This window comes from Paenarthrobacter sp. Y-19 (assembly GCF_029223985.1).
In the GTDB taxonomy this organism is placed as follows: Bacteria; Actinomycetota; Actinomycetes; order Actinomycetales; family Micrococcaceae; genus Arthrobacter; species Arthrobacter nicotinovorans.
Window position 1 is genome coordinate 4,100,792 of sequence record NZ_CP119414.1, and the last position, 11,876, is coordinate 4,112,667.

Annotated in this window: 9 protein-coding genes and 1 pseudogene; 3 read left to right on the plus strand and 7 right to left on the minus strand. The window is 63.7% G+C overall.

Going from position 1 to position 11,876, the window contains the following annotated elements; genetic code table 11:
* Positions 1 to 330: 330 nt before the first annotated feature.
* From PYR64_RS19320 to PYR64_RS19330, 3 genes and pseudogenes are all read right to left on the minus strand, one after another.
* A pseudogene (locus PYR64_RS19320) lies at positions 331 to 2,997 on the minus strand (TIM-barrel domain-containing protein); the annotation flags it as partial.
* 150 nt (positions 2,998 to 3,147) lie between these two features.
* On the minus strand, positions 3,148 to 3,804 hold the full coding sequence (locus tag PYR64_RS19325; RefSeq protein ID WP_018778505.1) for a response regulator transcription factor: 657 nt from the start codon (positions 3,802 to 3,804) through the stop codon (positions 3,148 to 3,150).
* Positions 3,801 to 5,081, minus strand: a complete 1,281-nt coding sequence (locus PYR64_RS19330) for a sensor histidine kinase (protein WP_055976744.1) — start codon at positions 5,079 to 5,081, stop codon at positions 3,801 to 3,803. The genes PYR64_RS19325 and PYR64_RS19330 overlap by 4 nt, the downstream gene beginning before the upstream one ends.
* A gap of 193 nt (positions 5,082 to 5,274) precedes the next feature.
* On the opposite strand from PYR64_RS19330, the gene PYR64_RS19335 reads away from it, so the two are divergent.
* Together PYR64_RS19335 and PYR64_RS19340 are read left to right on the plus strand one after the other, a co-directional pair.
* Positions 5,275 to 6,354, plus strand: a complete 1,080-nt coding sequence (locus PYR64_RS19335) for an ABC transporter permease (RefSeq protein WP_275777097.1) — start codon at positions 5,275 to 5,277, stop codon at positions 6,352 to 6,354.
* Positions 6,355 to 6,378: 24 nt separating this feature from the next.
* Complete coding sequence (locus PYR64_RS19340; protein ID WP_055976738.1) at positions 6,379 to 7,080, plus strand: ABC transporter ATP-binding protein; 702 nt, start codon at positions 6,379 to 6,381, stop codon at positions 7,078 to 7,080.
* A gap of 47 nt (positions 7,081 to 7,127) precedes the next feature.
* On the opposite strand, the gene PYR64_RS19345 is transcribed toward PYR64_RS19340, so the two are convergent.
* Entirely contained in the window at positions 7,128 to 7,526 is a 399-nt protein-coding gene (locus PYR64_RS19345; protein ID WP_055976736.1) for a helix-turn-helix domain-containing protein, read from the minus strand.
* 83 nt (positions 7,527 to 7,609) lie between these two features.
* On the opposite strand from PYR64_RS19345, the gene PYR64_RS19350 reads away from it, so the two are divergent.
* On the plus strand, positions 7,610 to 8,215 hold the full coding sequence (locus tag PYR64_RS19350) for an NAD(P)H-binding protein (protein ID WP_018778500.1): 606 nt from the start codon (positions 7,610 to 7,612) through the stop codon (positions 8,213 to 8,215).
* 5 nt (positions 8,216 to 8,220) lie between these two features.
* On the opposite strand, the gene PYR64_RS19355 is transcribed toward PYR64_RS19350, so the two are convergent.
* The 3 genes from PYR64_RS19355 to PYR64_RS19365 form a co-directional block, all read right to left on the minus strand.
* Positions 8,221 to 9,666 (minus strand): NAD(P)/FAD-dependent oxidoreductase, encoded by a 1,446-nt coding sequence (locus tag PYR64_RS19355; protein ID WP_055976733.1) that lies wholly within the window; start codon positions 9,664 to 9,666, stop codon positions 8,221 to 8,223.
* A complete protein-coding gene (locus PYR64_RS19360) occupies positions 9,659 to 11,167 on the minus strand; it encodes a glycosyltransferase 87 family protein (RefSeq protein WP_055976730.1) in 1,509 nt (502 codons plus the stop codon). The genes PYR64_RS19355 and PYR64_RS19360 overlap by 8 nt, the downstream gene beginning before the upstream one ends.
* Positions 11,168 to 11,317: 150 nt before the next feature.
* Positions 11,318 to 11,458: a hypothetical protein gene (locus PYR64_RS19365; protein WP_018778497.1), complete on the minus strand. Its 141-nt coding sequence runs from the start codon at positions 11,456 to 11,458 to the stop codon at positions 11,318 to 11,320.
* Between the last annotated feature and the right edge of the window lie 418 nt (positions 11,459 to 11,876).

Consider the following 11,876-nt stretch of genomic DNA (forward strand, 5'->3'; position numbering starts at 1 on the left):
ATCGGGTCCCACGGCCGGCCAGGTGTAATCGACCTGCGTCGGCTTCCCGGCATCCACCGTCACGGTGCTGCCCGGCCGGACTCCGCCTGCCGGAACCGTAGCGGCAGCCAGCTGCTCGGCAGCGAAGGTGGCCCCTCCGCCGTCGAAGTTCCCGAGTGCCTTGCCGGCCACCGTGGTGACGGAGACGGTGTTGTACGCCGCGGCCAAGGACCCGTAGGCGACGTAGATCTGGTTGCCGCCGGTCACCGATTGATTCGAGCCGGAAGCAGCGTACGACGCCGTTACCCGCACAGTCTGTTGCCCCGCCTTCGCGCTGGGGCCGGGTTTGATGACGAAAGTGGCCGTGCTTGTAGCGCCGCCTTCAACCTTGGCCGCCGTCGCGCCGGAGGACGAGACAACAGTCCAACCCTCGGGAAGAACCGGGGTGAGGACCACATTGGTCTTGGCTTTGGTTCCGGTGTTCACGAATGCCGCGGTGACAGTGGTTTCCTGGTCCTGGAAGACCTGCTGGCCGGTGGTCACGCGGACTTCCGCAGCGGTGTCTTCCTGGCTCTTGCCGCCGAGCGGACCTGCCTGCTGGAGCTGGACCGTCGCGGACTGGTTGGAGGCGATGGAGCCCGTCTTCACCCAAATGGTGCCGTTGTTGGCTTCATCGAAGTACCAGCCGGTTGTAGCAGCCGCGTAGGAAGCCTGGGTGATGTGCTGGGTGAGTTTGGTGCCACCGATCTTGACGTCCTTGGGAGCAGCACCGGCGTGGACCTTCAGTTCGTAGGGGCGGGCTGCGGCCTTACCGGTGTATTCGCCCTTGCGTTCACCGATGGACACCTTGACGCTGCTGTTGCCGGTACCGGGAGCATCCACGGAGAAGAGCTGGCTGGAGGACTTGCCGTTCTTGAATTCGCGGGTGACCTTGTCATCCTCATAGAGCGTGAAGGTGTCCTGGCCCTTGGCATAGACATCCAGGGTGATCATGGAGTCTTCCGGGACCAAGGACGCGTTGCGGGCCACGATACCTTGCGGGATCACTGCTCCGGCACGAACGAACACCGGCAGCTTATCCAGGGGTGCGTTGTGGCCGTTGAGGATCTGGCCACCTTGGTAGAGCTTGCCGGTCCAGTAATCCACCCACTGATGGCCGGCCGGGAGGAAGATGCCGTTGCGTACGTCGGTCTGCGTAAAGACGGGTGCTACCAGGAAGTCGGAGCCCAGCATGAACTGGTTGTTCGCTTCGGCACCGTAGGACCACTGCTGGTCAGGGAATTCGAGGGCCATGGACCTCATCATCGAAACGCCGGTGGTGGAGGATTCCTGCGCGAGCGAGTAGATGAAGGGCATGAGCTGCTGGCGGAGCTGCAGGTATTGGCGGTTGATGGCTGTTGCCTCGTCGCCGTAGAGCCACGGACGCTTGTCCGTCGCGGCCCAGCCGGACATGGAGTACAGCGCCGGAGCGAAGGCTTTCCACTGGAGGTCGCGGACGTAGGACTCGGCGGACCCGCCAAAGATGCCGTCAACGTCGCCCGTGGTGAATGCCAGGCCCGAGTTGCCGGCGCCGGTGAGGGCCGAGACCTGCCAGCGGACGGCGTCGAGGTTTCCTGAATGGTCACCGGTCCACTGCATCCCGCAGCGCTGGGAGCCGGCCCAGCCTTCCACCATCAGCGAGGTGCCGCGGGCGTTCGAGTACTGCTCGATGCCCCCGTGGGCAGCTTCGCAGCCCGTCAGGGCCTGGCGGTAGCCTTGGCCCACCCATGCGACGTCCAGCTTGCGGAGCCGGACGCCGGCCTCGCCTACTTCGTATTCCTGGTTGGTGAGGGAGCGTTGCGTCCAGAGGCCGACCTTGAGGGCGGTTTCGTCCTCGATGTTGCTCACGGTTTCCGGGAGTTGCTGGTACTCGCAGCCGTAGCCGTCGTTGACCAGCATCCAGCCTGCGGGCATGTCGTTCTCAACGAACTTCCGTGCGGTCTTGATGGCGTCGGGAGTTTTCTGCTTGGCGCCGTCGGGATCGCCGTATCCGGAGGACGAATAGCCCGGATTTGAGCGGTTGTAGCAGTCAGCGTCGCCGTATTCCAGGGCGTACACCGGGGGCATCATCGGCTTGCCGGTCAGCGTGGTGTACGCGCCCAGAGACTGCTTGTAATCGCCCACGAAGTAGTAGGCGTCAAAGCGCTTTTCCTCATGCGTCGTGGTTGGTTCGCCCGCGAAATTGTAGGAGCCGCGGGCGAACGTGTCACGCAGGACGCCGTAGCCCATGGAGGACATGTAGTACGGGACGGCGTTGGGGTAGCCGTCGTCGTCCCAGTCGAAGTTCTTGGCGATGTTGATCAGTGCGCCGGTGTGGACTGAGCGGCCGTTCTGCATGCCGCCGCCGATGAATTGCTCACCGTCGTGCTGGGCGAGGTGCTGGGTGGCCGAATTCGCACCGAACGTGATGGGTGCGGACTCTTCCAGGACCAGCGAGCTGTCGGCCCTTACAACACGGAGCAGGGTGGTCGCTTTGTTGATCTCGACGCTGATTTTGGCAGTTTTCAGGACCAGCCAGTCGCCGTCGATGACCGTGGGCGTGGTGCCGGGGAACTTGTCCTTGCCCACCACGATGTTGGCTGTCCTGGCCGGGTCGCCCTGGTCGGTGTTCGCAGGGTCGGTGAACTTTCCGCTGGGATCGGCTTCCAGGCGGAAGTTGCCGTCGTCCAGGAAGGTGACGCGGATGGCGCCCTTTTCGGTGGAGAGGTCGACGACGTTACCGGACTGGGTAAAGCCGGTCACCGCCCCGAGGGGTACTCCAGCTGCGTCGACGGGTACTTCCGGGGTGACGGTCTTGATGACCGCGGGGTCGCCGGGAGCGGCATTGGCAGCGGCGGCGAAGGTGAGGGCCGGGATGGTTCCTGCGAGGAGGAGTGAGGCGAGACCGAGGGACGCGGCCTTCCTGGCGAATGAGCCTTTTCTGATGCGTCCAGAGCTGTTGGGGGCAGCTCCGGACAGACCCAAGGAGGGTGCGGACATGTGAGCCAACTTTCGACGAGTGACAGTTTGTGATCTAACTCATAGCGAAACGTGCACTAATCGTCACTGTTGAAAGGCAAAAGGTCAACCGTTTCACCAATACTGCTTTCCTCACCAGAGGACTGCCGGGCGCGTGCCTGGCGCCGGAAGTCAGTGCCCGCGGATGATCCGGCGCTGCGTTGCCGTCGCGATGGCTGCCGTCCGGTTGTCCACACCCAACTTGGAATAGATGTGGACCAAGTGTGTCTTCACAGTGGCCTCGGAAATAAAGAGTTGCTTGGCGATGGCCCTGTTGCTCATGCCGGTGGCGAGCAATTCCAACAGTTGGACTTCCCTGCCGCTCAGCACGGGTGAGGGATTCCTGATCCGCCCCATCAATCGCGCCGCCACTTCCGGTGCCAGTGCGGTCTGGCCGGCAGCGGCCGAAAGCACGGCCTGCCGGATCTGTTCCGGCGGCGCATCCTTCAACATGTAACCACTGGCGCCTGCCTCCACAGCGGCGAGGATGTCGGCGTCGGTGTCGTAAGTGGTCAAAATCAGCACGGGTGGCGGGGGAGTCCCTGCTTCACCGGCTTTGATCTTTTCCGTGGCCGTCACCCCGTCCATGCCACTGCCCATTTGCAGGTCCATGAGCACCAGGTCCACCGGCTCGCCGAGGGTGTGGAGCTTGCTCAACTCCGCCAGTGCGGCGTCACCGTCAGCGGCCTCCGCCACCACGCTCACCCCTGGGAAATCGCTCAGCATGGCCCGAAGCCCGGCCCTGACCACTGGGTGGTCATCTACCAACAACACCCGGATTCCGGTCACGCCGCCCCCTCCCCGGTTGGCAAAGGTACGCGGATGGCCACCACCGTGCCTTCACCCGGGGCCGACTCCAGGTCCAGCCTGCCATCGAGCGCCGCCAGCCGTTCGCGCAGGCTCAGAAGCCCGACGCCGGTACCGTCACCGCGCGCGGTGCCGGTCGCCGTCGTGGGTTCGAAACCGACGCCGTCGTCGAAGATGTCCAGCGTCACTTCGGAACCCGGGAAGGAGAGGGTGACGACGGCGGCACGCGCCTTCGCATGCGCCCAGACGTTCGCGAGGGAGGCCTGGGCGGCCCGAAGCAGGGTGGTCTGGTAGGTGTTGGGAAGCTCGACGGGCGTGCCCACCAGTTCGAAGCGGCAGCGCAAGGCTGTTCCCCTTGCCGCCGCCTCGGTCTCGGTCTTTTCGCAGAGCCGGCGCAGGGTGTCCACCAAGCCTGAGTGCTCCAGGTCCGGCGACCGCAGCCCCCGCACGAAACTGCGCGCCTCCGCCAGGTTGGCCGAAGCTGTCTCCTGGACAATCCTCAACTGTTCCTTCGCCGTCTCGGTGTTTCCGCCGTCCAGGGCCTTCTCGGCGGACCGCCCCATGAGGACGATGCTGGAGAAGCCCTGCGCCAGGGTGTCGTGGATTTCGCGGGCCAGTCGTTCGCGCTCGGCCAGCATGCCGGCGTCGTGCTGTGTTTGTGCCAACGCGTCGCGGGTCCGGCGCAGTTCCTCGGCGACTAGACGCTGGTTTTCCGCCTCCAGGAACAATGCCCGGTACGCCAGGCCGGTCACGACGGCGAAAGCCGCACCGAACACGGGACCCAGCACCATGGCCAGCTGCAGGCCGCCGTCCGCGGAGCCCCTGCCGTGGAACCACAAAGCACCCACCAACAGGGCGGTGCTCAGCCCGATGGCGGGCAGTGCCAGGCGCCGCGGAAGCAGGTGGAGCTGCAGGAAGAACAGCGGGAAGGCCACCCAGGCGAAGTCCGCACTGACCAGCAGCAAGAGCAGCCACAGCATCATGACGGCGGCCAGCCACCAGAGAGCGTAGGGCGTTGGGTTGAACCTGGAGGGGTCACTGGCGTGCCGTTTCTCCAGCACTGTCCCCGCGAGGTACACCAAGGCCAGCAAAGCCGAAAGCCCCAAACCGGCGGTCACTGCGAGGGGTGATGGCGCACCGGCAGAGCCCAGGCCGCCCAGCAGCCGGACGATTGCCACGAGCAAGAGCACGGCGAAACCAACGTGAAGGCACACGCGCAGGACCCGGAGGATCGTGGTGGCGCCGGTGGGGGACTGCATGCCTTCCAGCGTATCCCCGCCCCTCGCCCGGCCAGCCCGATATTCCGTCCAGGACATACAAATCAACCTTTCGGTTGACTCCCGGTTCAACCTCCCGGCGCCAGCCAATCCATCCGGCTCACGATGTCCGCGGGGCCCATCGCCGGAAGAGTTGAAGGCAACGGAACAAGCCCGCAACAACAGAAGGAATCCGATGTTTCTCGCCATCCGCGACATTCGTTTCGCCAAAGGCCGGTTCGCCCTCATGGGCAGCGTGGTTGCGCTCATCACGCTGCTGCTCGTCATGCTGTCCGGCCTGACCGCGGGATTGGGCAACCAGTCCACGTCAGCCATAACGGCCTTGCCCGCGCAGCAGATCGTTTTCGGCGCACCGGCAGGCGGCGAACCGAAAGCGTCTTACACGGAATCGGAAGTTTCCACCGCCCAGCTTCAGACCTGGCGTGACCAGCAGGGCGTGAAATCCGCACAGGCGCTGGGCATCAGCCAATCGCGGGTCCAATCCCTGGCCAACGACGGCAGCCCCAGTGGCACGGCGAACGTGGCCGTCTTCGGTGGTTCGGAAGCTCCTTCCGCTGTGGAGGACGGGACCGTAGTCGTGGGCAAGACATTGGCGAAGGAGCTCAGCCTGACGAAGGGCAGCCGGCTCCGTGTGGGCGGCACCGACCTGACGGTCTCCGACATTGTGGAGGACCAGTGGTACTCACACACCGGCGTCGTCTGGACCACGCTCGATACCTGGCGCGCTGTCGCCCACGCCGCACCTGGGACGGCAACTGTCCTCACCGTGACGTACGACGACGACGCTTCCGTCAGCGTCGAAGCCGCCAATGCGGCCGCCGGTACGGTCAGCTCCGACCCCACCGCTTCCTTCCAGGCCTTGGCCTCGTACAAGAGCGAAAACGGCTCGCTGCTCCTCATGCAGGCGTTCCTCTACGGCATTTCAGCCCTCGTGATCGTGGCCTTTCTGACGGTGTGGACAGTGCAGCGCACCAGGGACATTGCCGTGCTCAAGGCCTTGGGCGCATCCTCCGGCTACGTCCTGCGGGATGCCCTGGCGCAGGCAGCGCTCGTGTTGCTGGCAGGGGCAGCTGTCGGAGGCTCAGTTGGCTTCGCCGGTGGAATCCTTGCCGCCCAGGCAGCACCTTTCCTTGTCACCCCGCTCACCACGTTGCTGCCGGTGGCAGGGATCGTCGTCCTCGGGCTCGCCGGTGCCGTCCTGGCTGTCCGCAAAGTCACCACCGTGGACCCTTTGCTGGCCCTCGGCGGCAACTAACACATTCTTCGAAAGGCATACATCATGAATTCCGCACTGACCCTCGTGAACGTTTCGCTCGAATACCCGGACGGCGGCTCCACCCTCAAAGCGCTGGATAGCGTGGATTTGGGCGTCGGCAGGGGTGAATTCCTGTCCCTCGTGGGGCCGTCAGGCTCGGGCAAGTCCTCACTCCTGGCTGTTGCCGCAACATTGGTCAAGCCCACCGCCGGCCTGGTGGTCATCGACGGGCAGGATGTCTCCGGCTTGAAGGATTCGGAGCGCACAGAGCTCCGCCGGGACAAAGTGGGCATCATCTTCCAGCAACCCAACCTGCTGCCGGCGCTGACAGCCTTCGAGCAGTTGCTCATCCGCGAGCATCTGCGCGGCAACGCCGTGAAGGATGCCCGCCGCACGGCGGAGGAGCTCCTGGATGTGGTGGGCCTGTCTGCAGCGATGCATAAGAGGCCGCACCAGTTGTCCGGCGGGCAGCGTCAACGGGTGAATATCGCCCGGGCGCTGATGGGAAGTCCCACGGTGCTGCTGGTAGATGAGCCCACGGCTGCGCTTGACCACGAAAGGAGCGAGTCAATCGTCCGGCTCCTGCGCCGTGTCACTGACGATTTCCGGACGGCGACGGTCATGGTCACTCACGACACCGAGTTCCTGCCCCTGACCGACGCAGTTGCCACCATGCGGGACGGCCGGATCAGCCGCGCATCGGTTCCGTCGACCCAACCCAACTAGGGACAACAAACGTCCCAACAGGGCCTCATTGGATCAAGTGCCGTCCCCTAGTTAGGGGAGCCGAGGAGGGCCTGGTCCTGTGCGTCGTCGTATGCCTCCCGGGCTTCCATGATGGTGGGGACATGGCTCTCGGCCCACTCACGCAGGAGCGACAACGGCTGCAGGAGGGACTCACCCATGGGCGTGAGCTGGTAGTCCACGCGCGGCGGCACCTGAGCGTAGACCGTCCTGGTAATGAGGCCATCCCGCTCTAAAGCACGGAGCGTTTGGGTCAGTACCTTGGGCGTCACCACATTCACCATCTTGCGCAGTTCCGAGAAACGCACGGGACCGTCGCCGAGCACCTGAATCACCAGCGAGGCCCATTTGTCTCCGATGCGCTGAAAGATCACGCGCGACGGGCAATTGGGATCCAGGATGTTCGCGGGGAGGTCTTTAGTATCCATGAGGTAACTGAGTTCCTTTGAAGCTATCGGTATCCAATAGATACCTTTGTCTTATTGCAAGGATACCAACCTCAAGGAGAGCTATGAAAATCGCAGTCTACGGCGCAACGGGCATGGTCGGCAGCCAGATCGTCAACGAATCCATCACCCGTGGCCACGAGGTCACCGCTATCTCCCGCAAGGGCTCAGAGGTTCCCGGCGCTTCCGCCCGGGCCGCAGACCAGGCCGACGGCCAGACGTTCGCGTCCATCGCGAAGGACCACGACGTCGTTGTGCTGGCGACGGGTCCCAGCCGCACCGGCGGCGACCATGCAGAATGGTTGGACGCCATGGCTACTGCTTACAGCAATGCCGAAGGCACCCGTTTGATGATCGTGGGCGGCGCCGGCACCCTGGAAGTCGATGGCGTCCGCCTCCTCGACTCCCCGGATTTCCCGGAAGCCTACAAGGCTGAAGCCACCACCGCAGCCAAGGCCCTTGAGGCCGTGAAGCAGTCCCCTGAATCCCTAGACTGGACCGTTCTGGCACCGGCACCCGTTATCCAGCCGGGCGAGCGTACGGGCGAATACACCGTGGCCAAGGACTCCCCGGCCGGCAACACCATCTCCACCCAGGACTACGCCGTGGCCATGCTGGACGAGATCGAAAGCCCGGCACACCGCCGCGCCCGTTTCACGGCCGCCAACTAACCCGCCTAGAGCCCCAGGCCCAGCCCGGGTACCCGTGCATTGAATATGTCCTTGAGGGCATGTTTCGCGGCGTGGTACCCGGGCATACCTGTGACTCCGGGGCCGGGAGGCGTGGAGGACGAACACAGGTACACACCGGACATGGGGGTTCTCCAGGGCACAGGAGAGACCACGGGCCTCTGCACCAAGCCACGCAAGTCCAGCATTCCGGCACTGAAGTCCCCACCCACATAGTTCTCGTTGTACGCGGACAGTGCCGCCGCCGTCGTGGTTTTCGATGCCACCACCACGTCACGGAACCCGGGCGCGTACCGCTCTATGCGGGCGATAACGGCTTCTGCCATGTCCACCGTGGAGCTCTTGGGGACATGGCAGTAAGTCCACAGAATCTGACGCCCTTCAGGGGCACGCGAAGCATCCACCAGTGACGGTTGGGAAACCAGCACATAGGGCTCAGCGGGGTGTTTGCCCATGTCCACGAGGTTTTCGGATTCGGCCATGGCCCGCCGCGAACCGCCCACATGCACTGTTCCGGCCTTGGCCAATTCCGGAGAGCGCCAAGGAACGGGACCCGAAAGGATGAAGTCCACCTTGCAGGCAGCATTCCCAAAGCGGAATGCTTCCAGGGCGCGTCGGTAGCGGTCGGGCACTTCAGATCCACCCAAGCGCGCCAGCGTCGGTGGCGCAACGTCCAGCAGGATGGCTTTCGCGGGTCGCACCTGGTCCAGGGAATCGACGCGCTCACCCACGCGGATGGTTCCGCCATGGGAGGTCAGGTCATCTGCCATGGCCCTGGCGATGGACATGGAACCACCAACCGGCACCGCCCACCCGCCGGCATGGGCCAGGACACTTAGCAACAAACCAGCGCCTGTGGAACTGAGTGCCGGCTGGGATCCGAGGGCATGCGACATGACCCCCGTCAGGAGCGCCGGAGCCGCTTCCTCCCGGAAACGGCGGCCCCACAGCGGGGTGCCTTGGTCGAGGGTTGCCAGCCCGAACAGCAGCGCCGCAAGGGGGTCTTTCGGCAGGCGGAGCAACTGGTTCGACGTGAATTCCACGACGCCATCAACCCGTGCCAGCAGGGGACCGAGAAGTCGCCCGTAGGCCGGACCATCCATGCCCAACTCTGCGACGGTCCGTTCCAGGGACTGGTACGCCACCGCCGCACCGCCTGTGTCCAGCGGTGTACCGTGCTGGACCTCGGGAATGCGCAGATCCACGCGACGGGATAATTCGAACTCCCGGAAGAACGGCGAGGCCAGGGCCATCGGATGCACCGCCGAACAGACGTCATGCAGGAAGCCGGGTTCGATCAGCTCGGTGGTGCGCGAGCCACCTCCAATGTCATCGGCGGCCTCGTACAACGTCACGTCCAGTCCCGCGCGGGCCATGACCACGGCAGCGGCCAGACCATTCGGACCGGCCCCGACGACGGCGACATCAACCATCGCTGCTTACCTCCGATTGCTGGGCTGCTGTGGAACTGCTGTCGCGCCGGGGGCTCCACGGGAACACAGATCGCGACGGCCGCAAGAGGTCGACGCGCAACCAATCCCGGGCTCCGTCGAAGGGCCCGCCATGGGGATCGTCTTCGCCGTCGATCCGCAGGGGATCCTGGGCAGGATCCCAGATATCCATGATGATCCGTGCCATCAGGTATGCGGTGACCACCATGTGCAGGCCCACCGCCAGGACGTAGTAGGACATGTCCAGGTTGTGCTGGACGGACCCTCCGCTGGTGGCCTGTCCAAGGTACATCCAGATCGCCGCCCAGTGGAGCCCCTCTGCTGCCTGCCAGATGAGGAAGTCGCGCCAACGCGGCCGTGCCAGGGCCAGCAGGGGGATAAGCCAGATGACGAATTGCGGGGAGTAGACCTTGTTGGTGAGGATGAAGGCGGCCACGATCAGGAAGGCCAGCTGGGCGATGCGCGGACGCTGTGGCGCGCACAAAGCCAGGATTCCAATCAGGGCACACGCCGCAATAAACAGGTAGAGGGCCAGCGTGTTGATGGTTGCAGCGTTCATCTGCATCCATTGCAGGCGGTCCGCCACCAGGTTGTAAGCGAACCAGGGCGAGCTGTAGCCGGCAGGTCGGGATTGCGTGAACTCGAAGAAGTAGCGCCATCCGGCTGGGTTCAGTGCCGCGAGGGGCAGGTTCACAGCGAGCCAGGACGCCAAGGCGGCTCCGGCAGTGACGAAGAAGGCCCGGAACTTTCCACTGCGCAAGGAAAGGACCAGAACGGCACCGAGGATCAACAATGGATAGAGCTTGGTGGCTGTGCCAAGGCCTATGAACACGCCGGCAAGGATCAACTTGTCCCGGGCGAAGAAGTACATGCCCAAGGCCAGCAAACCTACGGCCCACATGTCCCAGTTGATAAAGCCGGCAAGTATGATCCCGGGGGCAACGGCCACCATGGCGGCATCCCACGGGCGACGCTTGTTGATCCGGGCAGTGAGGATGACTGTGACCATCCAGACCGCCACGATCAGCGTCGCATTGACGTCGAAATACCCCAGGATCCGCTCACTTCCCACCCCCTGACCGGGAACCATGAGCGCGGTGACCCCGGCAATGATCCCCATGAGCACCGGGTACTCAAACAGGCTGCCCTGGGTGAAGAACGGAAAAACGCCATCGCCCAGGCCGCGGTTCTTGAAGAGCTCGGGGAAGTCTGAGTAGCAGGTGGCGTAGAACTGGCCGGGCGTTTCCCAGCCATTGACCCGGCAGTAGTCCTTTGCGAGCACGGCCAAAAGAGCCGCGATCACAGTGAGGACGATGAGTACCCGTTCAACAGTGAACGGGCGCGCGGAAACCTCTCCGGGAGACGAGCGTTTGCCCAATGGACCGCCCACCAGCTCCGTGAAGTTTCGAAGCAGGGAGTCACTGCGGCTGGGAACAACAAAGCGGGCACGTTTTCGTTGCCGGTGCGGCTTCGTCTCCTGCATGAATCGAGCTTACAGTCATGGCCGAACCCGACCCAGTTAAGCCGGACCAGACCAGTTAAAAGGGGGGAGCCCACGCGTAGCCGCGTGGGCTCCTTGAGGTTCAGCATGGATATCCGGCATCTGAACTCCTTCGTGGCCGGCTCAGGGGAATCAACGGATGAGTCCCATCTGGTGCAGGACAACGAAAACGTCTTCACGGCGCTGGTCGAGCAGCTGGCCGTTGAACAGTGTGCGGTCCTTGGGAGCATCGCTGCTCTTGTAGAAACGCATCTCTTCGGGGCGTTTTTGCATGGTTCACCTCCTTTCACAAAGAATTACCCGGCATTTAGGCACAACAATTAGAGCTATTTATTTCGAAGAAAATAACAGCCAAAAGGACATAAATAGCCGAAGCCAATAAGGGGATTTTGCGGACCGAATCAGGAGAACCCGAATCGTCGTGCATAAAAGCGCGTGCTTCCTGCAGTCGACCCAACAAGAAGCTGGTTCCGAACTTTGGGGAAACTGCGCACCCGCGGCATGCTGCGTGGGTCCGCGCCTACAACTGACTACTCAGAACGCCAACCACGGAGAGTGGTGGCCATGAACACCGCCGGCGTCAGGCCGGTCCGGTGAATCAGGAGTGGGTCAGAGAGCAAAAACGGCGCGCGTCATCAGCAGAGGCCGGGGTAGCAGTGACGGTCAACTTCCGTCCGCTAGTCAAAGTAAT